The following is a 22,994-nucleotide window of genomic DNA, read 5'->3' on the forward strand; positions in this document are numbered from 1 at the left end:
GACAGGTTCTGAGCCCCCGGAACATGCCTCACCCACCGCTCCCGCCGCGGGCCGGTGCGTGAGACACGTTCTGAGCCCCCGAAACCTGCCTCACCCACCGCTCGGCGCCGCTCAGGGCTGCGCTGACGCGGCCCGCACCTTCCCCGACAGGGTCTCGGGCGAGTCGGGCGTGCCGCCGTGCGCGGCGATCCAGTCGTAGGCCTCCTGCCGCTCGGCGTGGCACATCAGCCCGACGACGTCGCCCGGCTCGGCGCGCCCCACCAGGGCGGCGAGGCACTCCACCTCGGTCCGGAAGGTGTCGATGTCGGTGACGCCGACGCGGGCGGCGCCGGCGCGCAACAGGGCGTCGAGCTCGTCCATGGTCCGTCCCCGCAGGTACCACTCCTTGTGGCCGATCGCGACCACGTCGCTGCTCTTCGCGCCGATCTCGCCGAGCGCCTCGATGAGCTCGTCGGTGCGGTCCCCCACCGCGCCGAGGCCGAGCAGCAGGCGGGCACCGGGACGGCGTACGCCGGCCATGACCTCCAGCAGCGCCTCGAGCCCCGCCTCGTTGTGGGCGAGGTCCATCACCACGGAGACGCCGCCGGGGAGGGAGAAGAAGTTCATCCGGCCGGGGTTGTGCTCGGCATCGGGCCGGAAGGACGTCAGGCCGGCCACCACGTGCTCGCGGGCCAGCCCGACCGCCAGGGCCGCCGACGCGGCGGCGAGCGCGTTCTCGATGTTGAAGCGCGAGAGACCGGCCAGGGTCATCGGCACGTCGACCAGCTCGACCAGGGGGTCGGGGTCCGCACCGGGCGCGAGCACCGTTATCCACCCGTCGATGACCGTGCTGGCGCGGCCGCCGTGGCCGAGCACCTCGCGCACCGCCGGCGAGTCGGGGTCGCGGCTGAAGACCCACGGCTGCGCGGCGATCACCGCGCGCATGGCCAGCACGCGCGGGTCGTCGCCGTTGAGCACCGCCCAGCCGTCCTTGCGGGTGATCCGCGGGACGACGGACTTCACCTCGGCGAGCTGGTCGACGGTGTCGATGCCCTGCAGGCCGAGGTGGTCGGCGGTCACGTTGGTCACCACCGACACGTCGTTGCGGGTGACGCCGATCCCCTTGAGGAGGATCCCGCCGCGAGCGGTCTCGGTGACCGCGAGCTCGACGCCCTCCAGGCCCAGTGCCCGCCCGGCACCGGACGGACCCGAGTAGTCGCCGGCCTCGACCAGCACCCCGTCGCGGTAGATGCCGTCGGTGTTCGACCAGCCCACGACGAGCCCGCTGGTGCGGGCGATGTGGGCGACCATCCGGCTGGTCGTGGTCTTCCCGTTGGTGCCGGTGACCGCGACGACCGGGATCGTCGGCGTGACCGTGGTCGGCGGCGGGCCGGGCGGGGCGGCGGCGACCTCGCGGGCAGCGGCGGTGACAGCGGCCTCCACGTCCGGGGCGGGCAGCGCGTCCAGGGCGTGGGCCACCGCCTCGCCCAGCGCCCGGGCCCGGCCGCGGCGGCGCCAAGGGAACGCGACGACGACCACGTCGGGGGCCGCCGTCGGACGCACCCGCACCGCGAGCCGGCGGGTGCCCGCCTCGAGGGCGATCGCGCGGACCAGCCGCTCGACCGCCCGCAGGGCGAAGCGCTGGCGGAAGCCGGACCCAGGCGCGCCGGGGCGCGTGGTGCGCAGCCCGATGCGGCGGGCGAACCGCAGCACCGCCTCGTCCTCGGCCCCGGTGATCGTCGAGACGTCGAGGGTCAGCTTCACCGCGGCGCGCGGGAAGTAGAGGTTCGGGCCTTCGAGGACGCGCAGCTCGACGAGTGAGGTCACCGGGCGAAAACTACCCGGCACCGCCTCCGGGGGCACCAGCCCGCGCACCGGCGTCGCTGGTCACAGGCCCATCGCGTGGAAGCCGCCGTCGACGTGGACGATCTCGCCGGTGGTGGCCGGGAAGAAGTCGCTCAGCAGCGCGCACACGCCGCGGGCGGTCGGCTCGTGGTCGGACTCGTCCCAGCCCAGCGGGGCACGGTCCTTCCACGACGACTCGAGGGCCTCGAACCCCGGGATCGCCTTCGCGGCGAGCGTCTTCAGCGGGCCCGCCGACACGAGGTTGCAGCGGATGCCCTCGGGCCCGAGGTCGCGCGCGAGGTAGCGCGAGGTGTTCTCCAGCGCAGCCTTCGCGACGCCCATCCAGTCGTACGCCGGCCACGCGGTCGTCGCGTCGAAGGTCAGGCCGACGATGGACGAGCCGGGCGACAGCAGCGGCCTCGTCGCGACGGCGAGCGACTTCAACGAGTACGCCGAGACCTGCACGGCCTGGGCCACGTCGTCCCACGGGCCGTCCATGAACTTGCCGCCCAGCAGCGTCTCCGGGTTGCCGTACGCGATGGAGTGGACGACGCCGTCGAGCCCGTCGACGTGCTCGCGCACCTGGTCGGCGAGGCCGGCGAGGTGGGCCTCGTCGGTGACGTCGAGCTCGAGCACCGGCGGCTCCTGCGGCAGCCGCTTCGCGATCCGCCTGGTGATGCCGAGCGCCCGGCCGAAGTTGGAGATCAGCACCGTGGCGCCCTGCTCCTGCGCGACCCTGGCGGTCGCGAAGCCGATCGAGCTGTCCATCGTGACGCCGGCGACGAGGATGCGCTTGCCGTCGAGGATTCCCATGTCGTTGTCGACCTTTCGTGTCTGGCGTGGAGGGGTCAGTGGCCCATGCCGAGGCCGCCGTCGACCGGGATCACGGCCCCGGTGACGTACGCCGCGCCGTCGGAGGCCAGCCAGGTGACGGCCGAGGCGACCTCGGCCGTCGAGGCGTAGCGCCCCAGCGGCACCTGCGCCCTGATCGAGGCCTTCTGGTCGTCGCTCAGCACCTCGGTCATGTCGGTCTCGACGAAGCCGGGCGCGACGACGTTCGTGGTGATCGACCGGCTGCCGAGCTCGCGTGCCAGCGAGCGGGCCATGCCCACGAGGCCGGCCTTGGACGCGGCGTAGTTGACCTGGCCGGCCGAGCCGAGCAGGCCGACGACCGACGAGATCAGGATGATCCGGCCGCGGCGCATGCGCAGCATGCCCTTGGCGGCGCGCTTGGCGAGCCGGAACGTGCCGGTCAGGTTGGTGTCGATGACCGAGGACCAGTCGTCCTCGCTCATCCGGAGCAGCAGGGTGTCCTTGGTGATGCCGGCGTTGGCGACCAGCACCTCGACCGGCCCGTGGGCCTGCTCCACCTGCGCGAACGCCGCCTCGACGGCCTCCGGGTCGGTCACGTCGCAGCGCACGTCGAGCGCACCCTCGGGAGCGCCACCGTTGCGCGTGGTCACCGCGACCTTGTCGCCCTGGGCGATGAAGGCCTCGGCGATGGCGCGGCCGATGCCGCGGTTGCCGCCGGTCACCAGGACCGAACGGGGCTCGGACGGGGCGCTGGCTGCGGGAGTGTCGCTCACGTTCCCGACGCTAGTGATTACCGGGCGGTAGAGGCGAAACCTACTCGTCCTCGAGGCGGAAGCCGACCTTCATGCCGACCTGGAAGTGCTCGACCACGCCGTCCTTGGCCTGCCCGCGGACCTGGGTGACCTCGAACCAGTCGATGTGGCGCAGCGTGCGACCGGCGCGCTCGATGCCGTTGCGGATCGCCTGGTCGATGCCGTCCGGCGAGGTCCCGACGATCTCGGTGACGCGGTAGGTGCGGTTGGTCATGTGTCCTCCTGCTCGGGCGGCGGTCCGTGGACCGGCCGAGCGGTCCGCGGCGTGGGTTCCCGAGCCTAGCGACGTAGACTGGGGGGCGTGGCAAGGTCCGACGCCGTACGCATCACCACGGCACGCAGCAGCGCCGCCGAGGACATGCGATCCCGGCAGCGCCGCTACGCCTGGTCGATGAGCATCCGCCTCGTCTGCTTCGTCGCCGCGGTCGCGGTCGGACCGGGCGTCCTGCGCTGGGTCCTCGTCGGCGCGGCCGTGTTCCTCCCGCTGTTCGCGGTGGTCATGGCCAACGCGAACGACCAGCGTGACGACGGATTCACCCTCCCCCACGGCGCCGGGGTGCACGAACTGACGGCACGTGACGACGAACACTGAGGAAACGCCGGGCGACGTGCGGGTGACGAAAGTTTGGTTTTCATCCGGTCCCATGGAATGATCAACCCCGCGAACGCAGCATCCCCCGTCTGCGTTGGCGCCGAAGTGCCGGACAGCTTCCCCCCGTGGCTGTCCGGCACTTCTCTTTCGTCCGCACGCCGCTCGCACGCCTTCCGGGAGGACGCCATGGAGCCCGACCGCGACATCTGCTCGGCGAAGGGCTGCCAGGCCGACGCCGCCTGGGACCTGCAGTGGAACAACCCCAAGATCCACACGCCCGAGCGCCGCAAGTCGTGGCTCGCGTGCGATGAGCACCGGGCGTCGCTGTCGGACTTCCTCGGCTCGCGCGGGTTCCTGAGGGACGTCGTCCCGCACCGCCCCGCCGTGTGATCCGCCCCACCCGCGGAGGCGAGGCCCGGCACCGGTAGATCCGCGGGCGCGGGGAACTGGGGCCGCATGGACAACGGCTTGCGCGACTCGACCGACGCCTGGGGCATTCAGCACCGCTGGCTCGACGCCGACGACGTACCGCAGGAGGTCTCCGACGCGACGGTGGCCCGGCTGCGCGAGGTCATCGGGGAGGCACCCGACGACCTCGAGCAGCGGGCGCCGCTGGTGACGCGGCCCGGGCGCGACCTCGGCCCCGTCGCCGGACGCGTGCTCTGCGAGGACGGCACCGAGCGACGCATCGAGGGTCGCGTGCCCGACGACATGCCGCTCGGCTACCACCGGCTGCACGGCCCCGACGGCACCGACCGCCTGCTCGTGGTGTCCCCCGGCCGCTGCTGGCTCCCGTCGCGGAGGTCGTGGGGATGGGCGGTGCAGCTCTACGGCGCGCGCTCGGCCGCGAGCTGGGGCATCGGCGACCTCGGCGACCTGCGCACCCTGCGCGAGTGGACCGAGCGCGCGGGCGGCGGCTTCCTGCTGGTCAACCCGCTCCACGCGGTGGCCCCGACGGTCCCGCTCGAGCCGAGTCCCTACCTCCCGGCCACCCGGCGCTTCCGGAACCCGGTCTACCTGCGCGTGCAGGACGTGCCGGGCTGGTCCGCCGACGACGCCGACCCCGACGCCGTACGCCGGCTGGGTGACTCGCCGCTCGTCGACCGCGACGCCGCCTGGCAGCTCAAGCGCACCGTCCTGCAGGCGGCGTACGACCGCTTCCGCTCCGCCGGCGGCGACCCGCACTTCGACGACTGGCGCGAGCAGCGCGGTCCGGGGCTGCAGGAGTTCGCGACCTGGTGCGCCCTGGCCGAGGAGCACGGACCGGACTGGCACCAGTGGCCACCCGTCCTCCAACGGCCCGACACCGAGGACGTGGCGAGCTTCGGGCGCACCCACGCGACCGAGGTCGGCTTCCACGCCTGGCTGCAGTGGCAGCTGGACGTGCAGCTGCGCTCCGCCACCGGCGGGCTGACCGTCCTGCAGGACCTGCCGATCGGCGTCTCCGGAGGAGGCGCCGACGCCTGGGCGTGGCAGGAGGGCGTGGCGCAGGGCGTCACGGTCGGGGCGCCGCCCGACGCGCTCAACACGCTCGGCCAGGACTGGGGCTCGCCGCCGATGGTGCCGTGGCGCCTGCGGCTCGCCGAGTACGAGCCCTTCATCGAGTCGGTGCGCGGCACCATCGCGGGGGCGGGCGGCCTGCGGATCGACCACGTGATGGGGCTGTTCCGCCTGTGGTGGATCCCCGAGGGGGCCGACGCGACCGAGGGCGCCTACGTCCGCTACCCCAGCGACGACCTGCTCGACATCGTCGCCCTCGAGTCGCACCGTGCCGAGGCGGTCGTCGTCGGCGAGGACCTCGGTACCGTCGAGCCGGGCGTCCCCGAGGCCCTGTCCAGCCGGGCGCTGCTGTCCTACAAGGTGCTGTGGTTCGAGGAGGACGATCCGTCCGAGTGGCCCGCGGAGGCGCTGGCGACGGTCACCACGCACGACCTCCCGACGGTGGCCGGTCTCTGGACCGGGTCCGACGCCGAGGACCAGCTGGCCACGACCGGCATGCCGGAGGAGGACGTGCGCCAGGGCCGCGCCGACCTCGTGGCGAAGCTGACGCGCTCGGGTCTGCCCACCGACGCCACCCCCGAGCAGGCGGTCGACGCTGCCTACCGCGAGCTGTCGCGGGCGCCGTCGCTGCTGCTGTCGCTGTCGCTGGAGGACGCGGTGCTGGAGGAGCACCGGCCCAACGTCCCGGGCACGGTGGAGCGCGACAACTGGCGCCTGCCGCTGCCCGTGCCGGTCGACGCGCTCGACGACGTGCCGTCGGCGAGGCGCCTCGTGCGGACCGTCACCGAGGCGCTGGCCGGCGACGCCTGACCGCGCCGGTCGGCCGCCGGCCGGTCAGCGGCCGGCCCGTCGGCCGGTCGGCCGCCGGCGCGTCAGCCGCCGATCGCCGACATCGGTCGGTCGGGCTGGAGGAAGGACTGGTCGTCGATGCCGTGGCCGGCACGCTTGCCGCGCATCGCGACGACCCACCTGTCGGCGACCTCCTGGTCGCTCGCGCCGGAGCGCAGCGCCGTACGCAGGTCGGACTCCTCACGCGCGAACAGGCAGTTGCGCACCTGGCCGTCGGCGGTGAGCCGCACGCGGTCGCAGTCGCCGCAGAACGGGCGCGTCACCGACGCGATGATGCCGACGGTCGCCGGTCCCCCGTCGACGTCGAAGAGCTCGGCCGGAGCGCTCCCGCGCGGCGCACCGTGCGGCGTGAGCGTGAACTCGGCGGACAGCGCGGCGTGGATCTCGTCAGCGGTCACCATGGCCGCCCGGCTCCACCCGTGCTGGGCGTCGAGCGGCATCTGCTCGATGAAGCGCAGCTCGTAGCCCTGGGCGATGCTCCAGCGGAGCAGCTCGGCCGCCTGGTCGTCGTTGGTGCCGCGCAGCAGCACCGCGTTGAGCTTGATGGGCCCCAGCCCGGCCTCCCGGGCCGCCTCGAGCCCGGCGACGACGTCGCGCAACCGGTCCCGGCGGGTGATGGTGGCGAAGGTCTCGGGACGGACGCTGTCGATGCTGGCGTTGATCCGGTCGAGCCCGGCGTCGGCGAGGGCCCGCGCGGTGCGGGACAGGCCCAGGGCGTTGGTGGTCAGGGAGGTCTCGACGCCGAGCGCGTGCGTCCGCGCCACGATGTCGACCAGTCCGCGGCGCAGCAGCGGCTCGCCGCCGGTGAAGCGCACCTCGCTGATCCCGAGCCGCTCGACGCCGATGGTGATGAGCCGCACGACCTCGTCGTCGGTCAGGGTCTGCTCGGTGGGCAGCCAGTCGAGGCCCTCGGCAGGCATGCAGTAGTTGCACCGCAGGTTGCAGCGGTCGGTGAGGGAGACGCGCAGGTCCGTGGCCACGCGGCCGAAGCGATCTGCCAGGAGTGTCGTCACGGTCACGAGTCTACGAGTGCCGTCGAGCCCCCCTCCGCCACCGAGGACGCGCCGGATAGCCTCGGTGGGTGCCCAAGCTGCGGTTCCTGCTCTCGCGCCGCTGGATCGTCTTCGCACTCGTCGTCGTCTTCCTCGCCTGGGTCGCCTGGCGGCTCGGCGAGTGGCAGTTCCACCGGCTCGAGGACCGCCAGAAGCGCAACGCGATCATCGAGCGGAACGAGAAGGCCGGTGCCGCCCCCGTCACCGAGGTGATGGCTCCGGGCCGCGACGTCGACGCCTCGGACGAGTGGCGGATCGTCGAGGCCCGCGGGACCTACGCGGTCGAGGACACGGTCATCGTGCGCTACCGCACCCGCGACGGCGAGGCCGGTGTCGACGTCGTCGTCCCGCTCGAGCTGCCCGGCGGCACGAGCGTGCTGGTCGACCGCGGCTGGTACGCCACCGACAACCGCGGCGCCACCACGGCGGACGTCCCGGCGCCGCCCGAGGGCGAGGTGACGATCACGGGGTGGGTGCGCCGCGACGCCGAGGGCGACAGCACGCAGGTCACCGACCAGTCCACCCGTGCGGTCGACAGCGAGCAGATCGGTGAGGCGCTGGACCGCCCGGTGCTGGGCGGCTGGCTCGACCTGCGCTCGGAGTCGCCAGCGCCCAAGACGGCGCTGCAGCCGGTGGAGCTGCCCGAGCTCGACAACGGCCCCCACTTCTTCTACGGGCTGCAGTGGTGGTTCTTCGGGGTGCTCGCAATCTTCGGCTTCCTCTACCTCATCTACGACGAGTGGCGCGGCGGCCGCGGTCCGTGGGGCCGCCAGGACGCCGCCGGGGGCCGACCCGCCGGCGGCCCTGCGGGTCCGCCGGCGCGTACGGCGGCCGCGAAGCCGCGCCGCACCTGGCGCGACCGGCTGGACCGGGGCGCGGACGAGGACGACGCGCCCCCGTCAGAGCGCGCGGAGCAGTCCCCCGTCGACCGGGAGCATCACGCCCGTCAGGAATGACGCGGCCGGCGAGAGCAGGAACGCCGCGACCGCGCCGAACTCCTCCGGCTCCCCGTAGCGGCCCAGCGGGATCGTGGCCTCGGCTGCGCGCCGTGCCGCCTCCGGGTCGCCCGTCGAGGCGTCGAGCTCGGCGACCCGCTCGGTGGCGAGGCGGCCGGGCAGCAGCCCGTTGACGCGCACCCCGCGCGGGCCGAGCTCGTCGGCCAGGGTCTTGGCGACCATCGCCAGGCCCGGGCGCAGCCCGTTGGAGATCGCCATGTCGGGCAGCGGCGCGCGGACGCTCGACGAGAGCACGAGCCCGAGGGAGCCGCCCGACGGGAGGGCGGCGCCGACCTCGCGCGCGAGGCGTACGGCACCGAGGAACACCGACTCGAACGCACTGGTCCACTGCTCGTCGGTGATCGTGCCGACCGGGCCCTTGGGCGGACCGCCGACGCTGATGAGCGCGCCGTCGACGCGCCCCCAGGCGTCGTCGGCCGCGGCGAGCAGGCGGGCCGGGGTCTCGCGGTCGGCGTTGTCGGCGACCACCGTGACGGCGGCGTGACGGCCGGCCGCCTCGTCGAGCGTGGCGGCCGCCTGCTCGAGCGTCTCGCGGGAGCGGCCGGACAGGACGACACGCGCGCCCTCGGCGACCAGCACGTCGGCGCTCGCCCGCCCGAGCCCCCGGGCTCCGCCGGTGACGAGGTAGACGCGATCGGTGAGCTGGAGGTCCATGTCGCGAGCCTAGCCGGGGTCGGCGGGGTCGCTGTGCGGGTGCCGGGGCGGCCGGACGCCCCCCGCCCCGGCCCGGCCAGCGTCATACGAACCCGCACGTATAGGCGCCGGTCCGCATGACGCATGCGGGCGCCCGCCACCAGCGTCATACGAACCCGCACCCATAAGCGCCGGTCCGCATGACGCACCCCGGCGCCGCCGGACGCTTACCGGCGGCGCATGACGCTCACCGGCGCCGCCGGGCGCGACCCGGCGCACCGCGGACGCCAGGCGAGTGACGCTCAGCCGCGCGCGGGGACCGCCGACTCCTCGCGGAACTGGGTCGCGTGGAGCGTGGCGTAGAGCCCGCCGGAGGCGAGGAGCTCGGCGTGCGTGCCCTGCTGGACGACCCGGCCGCCCTCGAGGACCAGGATGAGGTCGGCGTTGCGGACGGTGGAGAGCCGGTGGGCGATCACGAGGGACGTACGCCCCTCGAGCGCGGCGTCGAGCGCCTGCTGGACGGCGGCCTCGGACTCGCTGTCGAGGTGGGCGGTCGCCTCGTCGAGGACGACGATCGAGGGCGCCTTGAGCAGCAACCGGGCGATCGCCAGCCGCTGGCGCTCGCCGCCGCTGAGGCGGTAGCCGCGGTCACCGACGACCGTGTCGAGGCCGTCGGGCAGGGCCCGGACGAGGGAGGCGATCTGCGCGGCCTCCAGCGCCGCCCAGACGTCGGCCTCGCTGGCCTCGGGCCGCGCGTAGAGGAGGTTGGCGCGGATGGTGTCGTGGAACATGTGGGCGTCCTGGGTGACGTAGCCGACGACGTCCTCGAGCGACTCGAGCGTCACGTCTCGGACGTCGTGGCCACCGACCCGGACGGCACCGGCCTCGACGTCGTAGAGCCGCGCGACGAGGTGGGTGACGGTCGTCTTGCCGGCCCCGGACGGCCCGACCAGCGCGACCATCTGGCCCGGCTCGGCGGTGAAGGTGACGTCGTGCAGCACGCGTCCGCTGTCGCGCGACTCGGTGCGCGCGACGGTCTCGAGGGAGGCGAGCGAGATCTCGTCGGCGCGCGGGTAGGTGAACGCGACGTGGTCGAACTCCAGCCGGGAGGCCGACCTCGGCAGCGCGATCGCGTCGGGCTTCTCCTGGATCAGCGAGGGCAGGTCGAGCACCTCGAAGACCCGGTCGAAGCTCACCAGGGCGGTCATCACGTCGATGCGCACGTTGGAGAGCCCCTGCAGCGGACCGAGCAGCCTGGTCAGCAGCACGCCCAGCGCCACGATCGTGCCGACCGAGAGGTCGCCGCGAATCGCCAGCCAGCCGCCGATGCCGTAGACCAGGGCCGTCGCCAGGGACGGCACGAGGGTCATGGCGGCGAAGAAGATGCGGGTCAGCAGCGAGATCCGCACGCCGAGGTCGCGCACCACGGCGGCCTTCCGCGCGTACGTCGCGTCCTCTGCGTCGCGGCGTCCGAACAGCTTGAGCAACATCGCGCCGCCCACGTTGAAGCGCTCGGTCATGGCGTTGCCGAGGTCGGCGTTGCCGTCCATCTGCTGCCGCGAGAGGTCCGCGAGGCGGTTGCCGACCACCCGGGAGGCCAGGAGCAGGATCGGGAACAGCGCGACGCACAGCAGCGTCACCGGCCAGCTCAGGAACAGCATGGTCACGCCGACCACGACGGCGGCGATGACGTTGGACACGGTGCCCTGCAGCGTCGAGGTGAACGCCCGCTGCGCGCCGATGACGTCGTTGTTCAGGCGGCTGACGAGCGCCCCGGTCTGCGTGCGCGTGAAGAAGGCGAGCGACTGCCGCTGCACGTGGGAGAAGACCTGCGTGCGCAGGTCGTAGATCAGGCCCTCGCCGATCCGGCTCGACAGCCAGCCGGTGACCAGGCCGAAGGCGGAGTCGACCACCGCAACCAGCGCGACCAGCGACGCCAGCCACACGACCAGCGAGGTGTCGCCGGTGCGCACGCCGTCGTCGATGATCGCCTTGAGCAGCAGCGGCGGCACCACGACGAGGGCCGCGTCGACGACGGTGACGGCGAGGAAGGCTACGATCAGCCTGCGGTGCGGACGGGCGAACGCGAGGACCCTGCGCACGGTGCGGCGCTCGATCTTGTTGTCGACCACGCTCCGGTCGCTGCGCAGGAAACGCCACGGCGGGCCACCTGCGCCCGGTCCCATCGACATGCCTGCTCCTCCGTCCGTCCCCACGAGAACCCGCGAGTGGACCGGATTGTTCCTCCCGCCACCGACAGGCCGGTCATGCTGCTGCCTCGGGGCGCCGGCCCGCGATCAGCTGAGCGCGGCGGCGACGGCGCGGAAGCGGCGTACCTGGGCCTCGCGCTCGAGGCGGCGCTGCTCGTCGAGGTCGCGGCCGGCGGCGCCCTGCAGCAGGCGCTTGGTCTCGGTCACGACGCCGGGCATCGGGGCGACGAGGGCGGCGACGAGGTCGCCGACGGCGGCGTCGAGGTCGGCGGATGGGTACGCCGCCGTGGCCAGGCCGATGCGGACGGCCTCCTCCGCCCCGACCGTGCGGGCCGTGGCGCAGATCTCGAGCGCCCGCGCGTAGCCCACGTGCTCCACCAGCGGCTTGGTGCCGGTGAGGTCCGGCACGAGCCCGAGCGCCGACTCCTTCATGGAGAACGAGGCGTCGTCCGCGACCACGCGCAGGTCGCAGGCGAGCGCGAGCTGGAACCCGGCGCCGACCGCGTGGCCGCGGACCTTCGCGATGGAGACGAACCGCGGCTCGCGCAACCACGTGAAGCCGCGCTGGAACTCATCGACCCGGGCCGAGGCGTCCTGGTCGCTGAGGGCGAGCAGGCCGACGACACTCTCCCGCGCGTCGGTGGACGGGTCGAGCATCGCCCGGTCGAGCCCCGCGGAGAACGTCGGTCCCTCCCCCGTCACCACGACGACGCGCACGTCGTCGGGCAGGGTGCCGCCGATCTCGGCCAGGGCGAGCCACATGGCCGGAGTCTGCGCGTTGCGGACGGCGGGCCGGTCGAGCGTCACGGTCGCGACGGGGCCGGCGAGGTCGAGGCGGAGGCCGACGGCGGCGAGCTCTTCGGGAGTCATGCCGCGAGGCTACTACTGGTCAGTAACCTCAGGCGAGGGACACGAGGTCGGCGTACTCGTCGCTCCACAGGTCCTCATCACCGTCCGGGAGCAGCAGCACCCGGTCGGGGTCGAGCGCCCGGACCGCCCCCTCGTCGTGGGTGACGAGGATGATCGCGCCGGTGTAGCTGCGGATGGCGTGCAGCACCTCCTCGCGGGAGGCAGGGTCGAGGTTGTTGGTCGGCTCGTCGAGGAGGAGCACGTTGGCGCTCGACACGACGAGGATCGCCAGGGCGAGGCGGGTCTTCTCCCCGCCGGACAGCACCCCGGCGGGCTTGTGCGCGTCGTCGCCGGAGAAGAGGAACGAGCCCAGCACCGACCGGGCCTGGGTGTCGGTGAGCTGCGGCGCCGCGCTGTGGAGGTTCTCCAGGACGGTCCGGCCGACGTCGAGCGTCTCGTGCTCCTGGGCGTAGTAGCCGAGCTTGAGGCCGTGGCCGGGCACGACCCGGCCGGTGTCGGGCTGGTCCACCCCGGCGAGGATCCGCAGCATCGTGGTCTTGCCGGCGCCGTTCAGGCCCAGGATCACCACCCGGCTCCCCCGGTCGATCGCGAGGTCGACGGCGGTGAAGACCTCGAGCGAGCCGTAGGACTTCGACAGGTCGGAGCCCATGAGGGGCGTCTTGCCGCACGGCGCCGGCTCGGGGAACGCGATGCGCGCGACCCGGTCGGCCTGGCGCTCGGTCTCGACGCCGGCCATCATCTTCTCGGCCCGCTTGAGCATCGACTGCGCGGCCTGCGCCTTGGTGGCCTTGGCCCGCATCTTGTTGGCCTGGTCGGTGAGCACCCTCGCCTTGTTCTCGGCGTTCTGGCGCTCGCGCCTGCGGCGCTTCTCGTCGTCCTCGCGCTGGGTGAGGTAGTTGTGCCAGCCCATGTTGTAGACGTCGATCACCGCGCGGTTGGCGTCGAGGTGGAACACCTTGTTGACCGTCGCCTCGAGCAGCGCGTTGTCGTGGCTGATGACCACGAAGCCGCCCCTGTGCGCCTTGAGGAAGTCGCGCAGCCAGATGATCGAGTCGGCGTCGAGGTGGTTGGTCGGCTCGTCGAGGAGCATGATCTCGGCGCCGGAGAACAGGATGCGCGCGAGCTCGACGCGGCGCCGCTGGCCGCCCGACAGCGTGCCGATCGGCTGGGCGAGGATGCGCTCCTCGATGCCCAGCGCGGCCGCCATCTGCGCCGCCTCGGACTCCGCGGCGTACCCGCCCCCGGCGTGCAGCTCGGCGTCGGCGCGCGCCCACCGGCGCATGCCGCGCTCGTGGACCTTCGGGTCCTCGCTCGCCATGTCGACCTCGGCCTCGCGCAGGCGGCGGACCACCTCGTCGAGGCCGCGGGCCGACAGGATCCGGTCGCGAGCGATGACCGCGGGGTCGCCGACCCGGGGGTCCTGGGGCAGGTAGCCGATGTCGCCGCTGCGGACGACCTGGCCGGAGGCCGGCTGCCCCTCGCCGGCGAGGATCCTGGTGAGGGTCGTCTTGCCGGCGCCGTTGCGCCCCACGAGGCCCACCTTGTCGCCCGCGGCGATCCGGAAGGTGACGTCCTCCATGAGGAGCCGCGCGCCGGCTCGGACCTCGAGCTTCTGGGCGGTGATCATCAGGGTGCACATCCTACGAAGGGGTGGCTCCCGGAGCCCCATCGGGAGCCGTTCGCGCTACTGTGCGCGAAGGCTCCTCGCCCGCCCCAGACCCCCGGAAAGGCACCCGCATGCGCTTCAACCCGAAGGCCGACATCAGCGGTGGCCGCGTCCGCGACGTGGGCGGCGGCGGTGGCGGCCCGATGCGCATCCCGCTGCCGGGCGGCACCCGTGCCGGCGGCGGCATCGGCGGCATCCTCATCATCATCCTGTTCGTGGTGCTGACCCAGTGCATGGGCGGGGGCACGGGACTGCCCAGCGGCGGCGGTGGGTCGCTGGGCCAGCCCCAGGGCATCGACAGCGACGACGAGCGCTACGCCAACTGCAGGACCGGCGCGGACGCCAACACCGACAGCGACTGCGCCCGCATGGGCGTGGCGGCCTCGCTCGAGGACTACTGGGCCACGGCGCTGCCCGAGCAGGGCGGCCCGCAGTTCACCCCGGCGGTGATCAACACCTTCGCCGGAGGCGTGCAGACCGGCTGCGGCCAGGCGACGTCGCAGGTCGGCCCCTTCTACTGCCCGGCCGACCAGCAGATCTACCTCGACACCACCTTCTTCGCCGACGTGCTCGAGGGCCAGCTCGGCGGCCAGGGCGGCGACTTCGTCGAGCCCTACGTCCTCGGTCACGAGTACGGCCACCACATCCAGAACCTGATGGGCACCATGGGCCGGGTGCGCACCCAGCAGGGCGCGAGCTCCGACGCCGTGCGCCTCGAGCTCCAGGCCGACTGCTACGCGGGCATGTGGACGCAGCACGCCGAGGACAGCGAGCTGTTGACCCTCGACGACGCCGACATCGCGGAGGCGCTCGACTCGGCCAAGGCGGTCGGCGACGACCGGATCCAGCAGCGGTCGGGCCAGGGCGTGAACCCCGAGGGCTGGACGCACGGCTCCTCCGAGCAGCGGATGGCGTGGTTCACCCGCGGCTACGAGGAGGGCACGCTCGAGGCGTGCGACACCTTCTCGGCGTCCTCGCTGTAGGCCCGGCGCCCACCGGGCTCAGGCCAGCAGGGCCTCGATCTGGCCCACCTGCCGCTGCATGGCGCGGATGTACGGCGCCACGCTGGGGTGGCGGAACTTCCCGGCGAGCGCGCCCTCGCCGTCGGCGATGCGGGCGAGGGCCCAGTCGAGCCGGGTGAGCGCCGTGTAGACGGCCATCACCCGGGCGCCGGTCAACGCCGCGTCGGGTGTGGCGAGGCCCGGCGGCAGCGCGGCGACGTAGGCGTCCACGAGCGGTTCGAGGTCCTCGCGGGCGGCCAGCGAGAGGTAGCCGAGGTCGGCGCCGACCGGGCCCCGTCCGAGGTGGGCCCAGTCGACGGCGACGGCACCGTCGCCGGCACGGCCGGGGATGTTGGCCGCCGACGGGTCGCCGTGCTGCGCCACCTGCGGGAGCGCGTCGCACCGGTCCAGCCACATCCCCCGGTGCGACCAGAGGTGCTCGGCGACGTCGGCCATGGGTGTGCGCGCCAGCGTGCGCCAGCCTCCGCGCCGCTCGACGAGCGCGAGGCGGGTGCGGAGCTGGTCACGGGCCAGCCACGGGTGGCGGCCGAGGTCGGCGGCCGCGAAGCGGCCCAGGCAGGCGGCGAGCCACAGGCCGGGGGCGTCGCGCGCCTCCACGCGCTCGTGCACCAGCGTGACGCCCTCCTCGTCCTCGTCGACCCGCACCACGGGCGCCTCGCGGAGACCGGGCGCGCCGGCCACGATGCCGCTGAGGGCCACGTCGGCGGCGCGGCGCCAGTAGTTGACGTCGGACGGCCGCAGCGGGCCGGGCGCGTCGTACGGGTCGGGCCGGCGCAGGCGCTTGACCACCACGTCGCGGCCCCGGTGCGTCGCCGACCAGACACCGACCGTGGCCGGACCGGCGCCCGCGAGCGGCTGCCACCCCGGCTCGGGCTGCCAGACGGAGGCGTCCATGGGCGCGAACCTAGCGCACCCGCGGCCCCGCCGCCGGACCCGCGCGCCCCGAGCTGCCTCAGGCGTTGGAGACCTCCACCTGCACCGCCTGCGCGTCGGCGACCGCCGCGTCGAGCACCGCCCGGCGCGGGTCGGGGACGGGGAGCCACGGCTCGCACACGACGACCGACGCGAGCCGGGCGTCGGTGAGAACGGCCGCCACCGCCGCGTGGTCGCCGCCGGTGACGACCGGGCCGCTGGTCCCCAGCACGGCGGCCAGCACGCGGGCGGCGTGGTCGGCCGCGGCCTCGTAGGCCTGTCGCGCCTGGTTGTCGCGCCGCCGGGCGAAGCGCTGCTGGCTCTGACCGCCCGCCTTGGTGCGACCCTGCACGTGCCGCTGTCCCACCTTGTGCTCGACGAGGTCGGCGCCGCTCAGCCGCGCGACCGCGAACCCGCCCTTGCGCACGAGCAGTACCCCCCACGTGTCCGGCGGCACCGCCGCGGCGGCGAACGCGGCGGCCTCCGCGGGACCGTCGTACGACGTCGCGAAGGGCAGCACCGCCGTGAAGTGCGACCCGTCGGCGGCGCTGCCGCGGAGCGTGCCGTCGGCGACCGCGAGCTCGGCTCCGCCGTGGCCGGTGGCGAAGTTGGCGACCCAGCGCTCCCAGCGCGCGGCAGGGACGAGGACGCGGGGCACGGCACGGACGCTACCGCGTCAGGCCGGGCGGGCCGCCTCGTCGGAGGCCCGCGGGAACGGGGTCAGCGAGATGACCGCTCCCGCTGCGGCGCGCCGGCCCTCGCCGGGCCGGCGCGTCAGAGGAAGTCGAGCGGGTCGAACTGGTCGATCGGGATGATCCGGATCCGGGGCAACGACGAGTTGAAGGCTCCGATGTCGTACTCGAGGTCGAGGATCCGCACGCCGGGAAGGGTGCGGAACTGTGAGTTGACGAACTCGCCGAACCCGACAACGCCGACCTGGCGGCTGCCGTCGCACAGGGCGGAGACCTGGTCGACGAAGTCACCGTCGTGGCTGACCAGCACCACGTCGGCCGGCCGGTCGACGAGCGCCTCGGCGGTGCGCTGGATCGCGATGTCGACGATCTTGCCCTCGCCGCTCAGCGGGATCGGCTTGAAGCCGATCGCCAGGAGCGCCTGCACGAAGCTCGTCGGGAGCTCGGTGCTCGCGGCGAGGAAGAAGAGCCCGGTGACGTCCTGGTCGAAGGCGCGCTCGACCCACTCGAGGAGGCGGTCCCAGCGCGGCCGCTCCTCGGGGCGCGGACGCCGGCCCAGGATCGAGGTGCCCAGGGTGGCGTCGATGTTCTCCCCGTCGACGAGGAGGTAGGTCATCCGCTCGGCCATGCGAGGACTCTCCCACACCGCGCCGGCGGCCGTCGGACCGCTCAGGACCGGTAGACGACCTTGAAGGACTCGACCACCTCGTCGCCCGCGACCTCGACCGCGGTGACCTCCACCAGCGCCCGCGGCACGCCCGCCCCGTCGCACAGGATGGAGAGCACCCCCACCTCGGGGAGGCCGTCGGCGTAGTCGGCCGCCGCCGCGCTCGTCCGGCCCCGGTCGTCGGCCAGCACCTCGGCGACGAAGGCGTCGGACTCCTCGGCGGACTCGCCGTAGGCCCACGCCGGCGGCGGCACCGACTCCAGCGTGGTCGGCCCGAAGTAGGTCGGCGCCGCGTTGAGCTTGGCGTGGTAGCGGGCGAGGTCCCAGAAGACCCGCAGCTCCTCGTGGTCGAACTCGATGTCGGACAGGTCGACCTGGGGCTGCTCCATGGAGGGAGCCTAGCCAGTCGGGCGCGCTCGCGCGGCCCCGACGCTCACGCGATGTCGGCGACGTACGACGCGAAGGCGCGCGCCGCCTCCATCGAGCCCGGGCGCGGGCGCGCCTCCCGGTCGAGGCCGAGATCGCGGTCGGCCTGCACCTGCTGCAGCAGCGGTCGCCACCGGGGGTCCGCGTGCATCATCGCCCAGCGCAGGGCGTCGCGCTTGCTCGCGACCCCACCCGTGCGCACCGTGTAGAGGCTGCGGCAGGCCTGGACGACGAGGTACCGCTGGCACCACGCCACGTCGGGCGGACACCAGCCGAGGACGCCCTCGGTGAGGCCGGCGAGCCCGGCGCGCGCGTGCTCGCGCAGCACCCCCTCCGGCACCGGCTCCACCAGCTCGACCGGGCACGGCCCGAGGAGCGTGATGCCGTGCTCGCGCAGGATCCAGCGGGTCCACGGCTGGTTGCAGTGCGTCGACCACGACATCTCGTCGGCGCCGTGGTCGACGTAGAGCCACTCGCGGCCGAGCCCGGCAGTGGTGCGCAGGTCGCCGGCGACCGCGTACGAGCCCTCGAGGTGGCGGTGCCAGGAGCCGCCGCGGTGCGGCAGGTCACCGTGCATCGCCCGCAGCGCGGCCTCCTGCGCCTCGTCGGGCCGCTCGCGCACGACGACCAGGAAGTCGCAGTCGCTGTGCCGGTCCCCCGCCCCGAGCGCGAACGAGCCCTGGAGGTAGGCGCCCACGAACAGCTCGCCGAGGACCGGCTGCGCCTCCGTGACGAGGTCGTGCAGCACGCCGTTGAGGTCGGCGTAGCGCGTGGGGTGGGGGTTGAGCACGGATGGAGTGTGCGCCCGCCCGCTCCCCCGCCGCCACGGGATATCGACGAGGTTTCAGCGAGCCCGCCCCTCGCGGTCCCAGCTGCTCGGGTAACGCCACCGAACGTGCACTCCCGCCCCCACCGGTGGGGGCGGGAGTGCACGTTCGGTGGCGTTACCGGACGACCCGGCGCGGGCTCAGGTGTCCGCTGCGGCCGGGCCTCGTGCGCGGCTCAGACGTTGAAGCCGAGGGCGCGCAGCTGCTCGCGGCCGTCGTCGGTGATCTTGTCCGGGCCCCACGGCGGCATCCAGACCCAGTTGATCGCCACGTCGTTGACCAGGCCCTCGAGGGCGGACTCCGTCTGGTCGGTGATCACGTCGGTCAGCGGGCACGCCGCGGAGGTGAGGGTCATGTCGAGGACGGCGTTGCTGCCCTCGTCGAGGTGGACGCCGTAGACGAGGCCGAGGTCGACCACGTTGATGCCGAGCTCGGGGTCGACGACGTCCTTCATGGCCTCGGTGACGTCCTCGACGGTCACCGTCGAGGTGCCGCCGGCGCCGAGGGTGGCCTCGGGAACCTCGGGCAGGTCGCCGTGGCGCTGCTGGTCGGTGGAGTCGGTCATCGGGTCTCTCCTTCTGTCTGGGCCTGGGTGGTCGCGTCCTTCCACGCCATCCAGGAGAGCAGGGCGCACTTCACGCGCGCCGGGAACTTGGCGACGCCGGCGAACGCGATCCCGTCCTCGAGGACGTCCTCGTCGGGCTCGACCTGGCCCTTGCCCTGCATGAGCTCGAGGAAGGTCGCGTGGATCGACATCGCCTCGTCGACCGGCTTGCCGATCACGAGGTCGGTGAGCACCGACGCCGACGCCTGCGAGATGGAGCAGCCGACGGCGTCGTAGGACACGTCCCCGACGACGGAGCCGTCGGGGCCGTCGGCGAGGTGCACCCGCAGGGTGACCTCGTCGCCGCAGGTCGGGTTGACGTGGTGCACCTCGGACTCGAACGGGTCGCGCAGGCCCTTGTGGTGCGGGTTCTTGTAGTGGTCCAGGATGATCTCCTGGTAGAGCGAGTCGAGGTCGGTGCTCACGTTCAGGCCACCTTGAAGTAGCTGCGGGTGTGGTGCAGGGCCTCGACCAGCGCGTCGACCTCCGCGGGCGTCGTGTAGAGGTAGGACGACATCCGGGTCGAGCTCTGCACGCCGAAGCGCGCGTGCGCCGGCTTGGCGCAGTGGTGCCCAGCGCGCACGGCGACGCCTCGCGAGTCCAGGACCTGGGCGATGTCGTGCGGGTGGACGCCGTCGAGCTCGAACGACACCGCCCCGCCGCGCTGGGTGGCGTCGAGCGGGCCGAGCACGGTGAGCCCCGGCACGGACTGCAGGCCCTCGAGGGCGTACGCGGTGATCGCCTGCTCGTGGCGGTGGATGGCCTCGAGCCCGATGTGCGAGAGGTAGTCCACCGCCGCACCGAGCCCGACGGCCTCCACGATGGGCGGGGTGCCGGCCTCGAAGCGGTGCGGCGCCCGGGCGTAGGTCGAGCGCGCCATGGTGACGGTCTCGATCATCTCGCCGCCGCCGTGGAACGGGGGCAGCTCGTCGAGCAGCTCCTGGCGCCCCCACAGCACGCCGATGCCCGTCGGGCCGCAGACCTTGTGTCCGGTGAACACGAGGAAGTCGCAGCCGACGGCCTGGACGTCGACCGGCAGCTGCGGTGCCGCCTGCGACGCGTCGATGACCGAGTACGCCCCGACGGCGCGGGCGCGGGCCACCAGGTCCTCGACCGGGTTGATCGTGCCCAGCATGTTCGACACCCAGGTGAAGGCGACGACCTTGGTGTTCTCGTCGACCAGCCGGTCGGCGTCGGTGAGGTCGAGCCGTCCGTCGTCGGTCAGGCCGAACCAGCGCAGCTCGGCGCCCGAGCGCTCGCACGCCAGCTGCCACGACACGATGTTGGAGTGGTGCTCCATCTCGGTGATCACGACGTTGTCGCCGGGGCCGAGCTCGATCGTGCGGGCCAGCAGGTTCAGCGCCTCGGTGGCGTTCTTGGTGAACACCACCTCGTTGCGCGAGGGCGCGTTGAGGAACGACGCGACCTTGTCGCGCGCCGACTCGTAGGCCTCGGTCGACTCCGCACCCAGCTGGTGCATCGCCCGCGCGATGTTGGCGTTGTGGCGCTCGAGGTGGTCGACCATCGTGTCGATGACCACCTGCGGCTTCTGCGAGGTGTTGGCGCTGTCGAGGTAGACCAGCGGCACCCCGCCCGCGAGCGTGCGCTCGAGGATCGGGAAGTCCTTGCGGATCACGTCGAGATCCGGCAGCAGACCGTCCATCGTGGTCGTCCTTTCGTGGCGCCCGGGGGTCAGGCGGAGGCGGGCTTCAGGTAGCGGTCGTAGCCCTCGGCCTCGAGGCGGTCGGCGAGCTCCTTGCCGCCGGACTCGGCGACCTTGCCGTCGACGAACACGTGGACGTAGTCGGGCTCGATGTAGCGCAGGATGCGCGTGTAGTGCGTGATCAGCAGGACGCCCTTGCCCTCGCGGGCGCGGAAGCGGTTGACGCCCTCGGAGACGATCTTGAGCGCGTCGATGTCGAGGCCGGAGTCGGTCTCGTCGAGCACCGCGACCTGGGGGTCGAGCAGCTCGAGCTGGGCGATCTCGTGGCGCTTCTTCTCGCCGCCGGAGAAGCCCTCGTTGACCGAGCGCTGCGAGAACGACGCGTCGAGGTTGAGCGCCTCGAGGGCGCCGTTGACGTCCTTGACCCAGGTGCGCAGCTTGGGCGCCTCGCCGTCGATGGCGGTCTTGGCGGTGCGGAGGAAGTTGGCCACGGACACACCGGGGACCTCGACCGGGTACTGCATGGCGAGGAAGAGGCCGGCGCGGGCGCGCTCGTCGACGGACAGCGCGAGCACGTCCTGGCCGTCCAGGGTCACCGAGCCTCCGGTGATCGTGTACTTCGGGTGGCCGGCGATGGAGTACGCCAGCGTGGACTTCCCGGAGCCGTTGGGACCCATGATCGCGTGGGTCTCGCCCTCCTTGATGGTGAGCGTGACGCCCTTGAGGATCTCCTTGGGGCCGTCCTCGGTGTCGACGGTGACGTGGAGGTCGGTGATGACGAGCTTGCTCATGCGGGGGTGACTCCGTTCAGGGTGGTCTCGGTGTCGACGTACACGTCGGTGCCGCGTACCTCGACCGGGAAGGTGGCGACCGGCTCGGTCGCGGGGAGGCTGGTGGGCTTGCCGGTGCGCAGGTCGAACATCGACCCGTGCAGCCAGCACTCGATCTGGCAGTCGGCCACCTCGCCCTCGCTGAGGGCGACGGTGGCGTGGCTGCACTCGTTCTGGAGGGCGAAGACCTCGTCGCCGTCGCGGGCGACCACGACCTCGAGGTCGCCGAGGGTGACGGCGAGGCCCTGGTCCGCGGGGACCTCGGACAGCGCGCAGGCGAGCTCGAAGGTCATGCCGACAGGTCCTTCAGCACGTTCTTGGCCAGCTCCGCCTCGACCGTGGTCATCAGGCGCTCCTCGATGGAGGGCACGCCGACCTTGCGGATCAGGTCGTTGAAGAAGCCGTGCACCACCAGCCGCTGGGCCTCCTGCTCGGAGACCCCGCGCGACTGGAGGTAGAAGAGCTGGTTGTCGTCGAAGCGCGCGGTCGCCGAGGCGTGCCCGGCGCCCTCGATCTCGCCCGTCTCGATCTCCAGGTTGGGGATCGAGTCGGCCTGGCAGCCGTCGGTCAGGACGAGGTTGCGGTTCTCCTCGTAGGTCTCGATGCCCTCGGCGACCTTGCGGATCAGCACGTTGCCGACCCACACGGTGTGCGCCTTCTCGCCCTGCAGCGCACCCTTGTAGATCGCGTTGGACTTGGTGCGCGGCGCGGTGTGGTCGGCGAAGATCCGGTGCTCGATGTGCTGGCCGGCGTCGGCGAAGTAGAGACCGAGCAGCTCCGCGGAGCCACCGGGTCCGTCGTAGGTCACGTTGGCGTCCATGCGCACCACGTCGCCGCCGAAGGAGATCGCGGCGTGCTTGTAGGTCGCGTCGCGACCGACCCGCGCCTGGTGGTGCGAGAGGTGGACGGCGTCGTCGGCCCAGTCCTGGATCGACACGACGCTCGCCTCGGCGCCGTCAGCGACGACCACCTCGACGACCGCGGCCACCGCGGCGGAGCCGGTGTGGTTGAGCACGACGACGGCCTTGCTGTGCCGGCCGAACCGCAGCACCACGTGGGCGCCGCTGGTCGCGTCGGCGTCGGTGCCGTCGACCTCGAGCACGATCGGCTCGTCCGCCTCGACCTCGGCGGGCACGTCGACCAGCAGGGTCGCGGGCACCTCGGCGAGGACGCGCGCGGTGAAGCGCGTGTTGGGCGCCCAGCCGCTCACGCCGCGCAGGTCAGCGGCCTCGTCGCCGCTCACCATGCCGACGGTCACGCCCTCCGGCGCTGCCCAGCTCGCGCGGACGTTGCGCCCGTCGAGCGGCGCGTCGGCGTGCAGGCCCTTGAGCCGCTTGAGCGGCGTGAAGCGCCAGATCTCCTCACGACCGGTGGGCACGGCGTGGTCGGCCACGTCGAACGAGCCCGCCGGGTGGAGGTGGCTCTCGACCTTGTCCAGCGCGGGTGCCTGCTCCAGAGCGGAGCGGACGGAATCAGTGATGGTCAACTGTCTACTTTCCTTGGTACTCGAAACG

Annotated in this window: 25 protein-coding genes; 5 read left to right on the forward strand and 20 right to left on the reverse strand. The window is 73.1% G+C overall.

The annotated features are described in order from the left end of the window. Window positions 1-111 precede the first annotated feature (111 nt). The 4 genes from J3P32_RS00390 to J3P32_RS00405 are packed head-to-tail and all read right to left on the reverse strand — an operon-like array spanning window position 112 to window position 3,663. Window positions 112-1,806 carry a Mur ligase family protein gene (locus J3P32_RS00390; RefSeq protein ID WP_210437568.1) on the reverse strand — a complete coding sequence of 565 codons (1,695 nt, stop codon included), beginning with the start codon at window positions 1,804-1,806 and terminating at the stop codon, window positions 112-114. A 60-nt stretch (window positions 1,807-1,866) separates the two neighbouring features. Continuing rightward, window positions 1,867-2,637: an enoyl-ACP reductase FabI gene (fabI, locus tag J3P32_RS00395; protein WP_210437569.1), complete on the reverse strand. Its 771-nt coding sequence runs from the start codon at window positions 2,635-2,637 to the stop codon at window positions 1,867-1,869. A 35-nt stretch (window positions 2,638-2,672) separates the two neighbouring features. Then, window positions 2,673-3,410 (reverse strand): 3-oxoacyl-[acyl-carrier-protein] reductase, encoded by a 738-nt coding sequence (gene fabG / locus J3P32_RS00400; RefSeq protein ID WP_210437570.1) that lies wholly within the window; start codon window positions 3,408-3,410, stop codon window positions 2,673-2,675. A gap of 40 nt (window positions 3,411-3,450) precedes the next feature. Continuing rightward, window positions 3,451-3,663, reverse strand: a complete 213-nt coding sequence (locus J3P32_RS00405) for a dodecin (RefSeq protein WP_210437571.1) — start codon at window positions 3,661-3,663, stop codon at window positions 3,451-3,453. A gap of 87 nt (window positions 3,664-3,750) precedes the next feature. Here J3P32_RS00405 and J3P32_RS00410 point away from each other — a divergent pair, with 87 nt between their 5' ends. From J3P32_RS00410 to malQ, 3 genes are all read left to right on the forward strand, one after another. Further along, complete coding sequence (locus tag J3P32_RS00410) at window positions 3,751-4,041, forward strand: DUF3099 domain-containing protein (protein WP_307807615.1); 291 nt, start codon at window positions 3,751-3,753, stop codon at window positions 4,039-4,041. Window positions 4,042-4,227: 186 nt separating this feature from the next. Further along, window positions 4,228-4,431, forward strand: a complete 204-nt coding sequence (locus J3P32_RS00415; protein WP_210437572.1) for an acetone carboxylase — start codon at window positions 4,228-4,230, stop codon at window positions 4,429-4,431. A 66-nt stretch (window positions 4,432-4,497) separates the two neighbouring features. Continuing rightward, window positions 4,498-6,351, forward strand: a complete 1,854-nt coding sequence (gene malQ / locus J3P32_RS00420) for a 4-alpha-glucanotransferase (RefSeq protein WP_210437573.1) — start codon at window positions 4,498-4,500, stop codon at window positions 6,349-6,351. A gap of 62 nt (window positions 6,352-6,413) precedes the next feature. Here the strand turns inward: malQ and moaA are convergent, their stop codons facing one another. Then, window positions 6,414-7,403 carry a GTP 3',8-cyclase MoaA gene (gene moaA / locus J3P32_RS00425; protein WP_210437575.1) on the reverse strand — a complete coding sequence of 330 codons (990 nt, stop codon included), beginning with the start codon at window positions 7,401-7,403 and terminating at the stop codon, window positions 6,414-6,416. A 68-nt stretch (window positions 7,404-7,471) separates the two neighbouring features. On the opposite strand from moaA, the gene J3P32_RS00430 reads away from it, so the two are divergent. After that, entirely contained in the window at window positions 7,472-8,398 is a 927-nt protein-coding gene (locus J3P32_RS00430; protein WP_210437577.1) for an SURF1 family cytochrome oxidase biogenesis protein, read from the forward strand. Here the strand turns inward: J3P32_RS00430 and J3P32_RS00435 are convergent. The 4 genes from J3P32_RS00435 to J3P32_RS00450 form a co-directional block, all read right to left on the reverse strand. Continuing rightward, window positions 8,342-9,112 (reverse strand): SDR family oxidoreductase, encoded by a 771-nt coding sequence (locus tag J3P32_RS00435; protein ID WP_210437584.1) that lies wholly within the window; start codon window positions 9,110-9,112, stop codon window positions 8,342-8,344. The two genes, J3P32_RS00430 and J3P32_RS00435, sit on opposite strands and share 57 nt — an antisense overlap. A 281-nt stretch (window positions 9,113-9,393) precedes the next feature. Next, window positions 9,394-11,277: an ABC transporter ATP-binding protein gene (locus J3P32_RS00440; RefSeq protein ID WP_407075266.1), complete on the reverse strand. Its 1,884-nt coding sequence runs from the start codon at window positions 11,275-11,277 to the stop codon at window positions 9,394-9,396. Between the two features lie 111 nt (window positions 11,278-11,388). Beyond that, window positions 11,389-12,171, reverse strand: coding sequence for an enoyl-CoA hydratase/isomerase family protein (locus J3P32_RS00445; protein ID WP_210437588.1), 783 nt, complete (start codon window positions 12,169-12,171; stop codon window positions 11,389-11,391). Between the two features lie 28 nt (window positions 12,172-12,199). Further along, window positions 12,200-13,798, reverse strand: coding sequence for an ABC-F family ATP-binding cassette domain-containing protein (locus tag J3P32_RS00450; RefSeq protein ID WP_210437590.1), 1,599 nt, complete (start codon window positions 13,796-13,798; stop codon window positions 12,200-12,202). Window positions 13,799-13,908: 110 nt separating this feature from the next. On the opposite strand from J3P32_RS00450, the gene ypfJ reads away from it, so the two are divergent. After that, the gene (gene ypfJ / locus J3P32_RS00455) at window positions 13,909-14,820 is read left to right on the forward strand and encodes a KPN_02809 family neutral zinc metallopeptidase (protein ID WP_210437592.1); all 912 of its coding nucleotides are present in this window, start codon (window positions 13,909-13,911) and stop codon (window positions 14,818-14,820) included. A gap of 18 nt (window positions 14,821-14,838) precedes the next feature. Here the strand turns inward: ypfJ and J3P32_RS00460 are convergent, their stop codons facing one another. The 11 genes from J3P32_RS00460 to sufD form a co-directional block, all read right to left on the reverse strand. After that, the gene (locus tag J3P32_RS00460) at window positions 14,839-15,753 is read right to left on the reverse strand and encodes a phosphotransferase (RefSeq protein ID WP_210437594.1); all 915 of its coding nucleotides are present in this window, start codon (window positions 15,751-15,753) and stop codon (window positions 14,839-14,841) included. A gap of 58 nt (window positions 15,754-15,811) precedes the next feature. After that, on the reverse strand, window positions 15,812-16,429 hold the full coding sequence (locus tag J3P32_RS17570; RefSeq protein ID WP_210437596.1) for an acVLRF1 family peptidyl-tRNA hydrolase: 618 nt from the start codon (window positions 16,427-16,429) through the stop codon (window positions 15,812-15,814). Between the two features lie 116 nt (window positions 16,430-16,545). After that, a complete protein-coding gene (locus J3P32_RS00470; protein WP_210437598.1) occupies window positions 16,546-17,091 on the reverse strand; it encodes an NYN domain-containing protein in 546 nt (181 codons plus the stop codon). Between the two features lie 41 nt (window positions 17,092-17,132). Beyond that, the gene (locus J3P32_RS00475; RefSeq protein ID WP_210437600.1) at window positions 17,133-17,519 is read right to left on the reverse strand and encodes an ASCH domain-containing protein; all 387 of its coding nucleotides are present in this window, start codon (window positions 17,517-17,519) and stop codon (window positions 17,133-17,135) included. A gap of 44 nt (window positions 17,520-17,563) precedes the next feature. Further along, the gene (locus tag J3P32_RS18335; protein WP_210437602.1) at window positions 17,564-18,346 is read right to left on the reverse strand and encodes an aminoglycoside adenylyltransferase domain-containing protein; all 783 of its coding nucleotides are present in this window, start codon (window positions 18,344-18,346) and stop codon (window positions 17,564-17,566) included. 212 nt (window positions 18,347-18,558) lie between these two features. Continuing rightward, complete coding sequence (locus tag J3P32_RS00485) at window positions 18,559-18,948, reverse strand: metal-sulfur cluster assembly factor (protein WP_210437604.1); 390 nt, start codon at window positions 18,946-18,948, stop codon at window positions 18,559-18,561. Continuing rightward, the gene (gene sufU / locus J3P32_RS00490; protein ID WP_210437605.1) at window positions 18,945-19,412 is read right to left on the reverse strand and encodes a Fe-S cluster assembly sulfur transfer protein SufU; all 468 of its coding nucleotides are present in this window, start codon (window positions 19,410-19,412) and stop codon (window positions 18,945-18,947) included. Before sufU ends, J3P32_RS00485 begins: the two co-directional genes overlap by 4 nt. 2 nt (window positions 19,413-19,414) lie before the next feature. Then, window positions 19,415-20,650, reverse strand: coding sequence for a cysteine desulfurase (locus tag J3P32_RS00495; RefSeq protein WP_210437607.1), 1,236 nt, complete (start codon window positions 20,648-20,650; stop codon window positions 19,415-19,417). A 29-nt stretch (window positions 20,651-20,679) separates the two neighbouring features. Further along, the gene (sufC, locus tag J3P32_RS00500; RefSeq protein ID WP_210437609.1) at window positions 20,680-21,441 is read right to left on the reverse strand and encodes a Fe-S cluster assembly ATPase SufC; all 762 of its coding nucleotides are present in this window, start codon (window positions 21,439-21,441) and stop codon (window positions 20,680-20,682) included. Then, the gene (locus tag J3P32_RS00505) at window positions 21,438-21,773 is read right to left on the reverse strand and encodes a non-heme iron oxygenase ferredoxin subunit (RefSeq protein WP_210437611.1); all 336 of its coding nucleotides are present in this window, start codon (window positions 21,771-21,773) and stop codon (window positions 21,438-21,440) included. The genes sufC and J3P32_RS00505 overlap by 4 nt, the downstream gene beginning before the upstream one ends. Beyond that, a complete protein-coding gene (sufD, locus tag J3P32_RS00510; protein WP_210437613.1) occupies window positions 21,770-22,966 on the reverse strand; it encodes a Fe-S cluster assembly protein SufD in 1,197 nt (398 codons plus the stop codon). Before sufD ends, J3P32_RS00505 begins: the two co-directional genes overlap by 4 nt. Between the last annotated feature and the right edge of the window lie 28 nt (window positions 22,967-22,994).

The organism is Nocardioides xinjiangensis (genome assembly GCF_017916385.1).
In the GTDB taxonomy this organism is placed as follows: Bacteria; Actinomycetota; Actinomycetes; order Propionibacteriales; family Nocardioidaceae; genus Nocardioides; species Nocardioides xinjiangensis.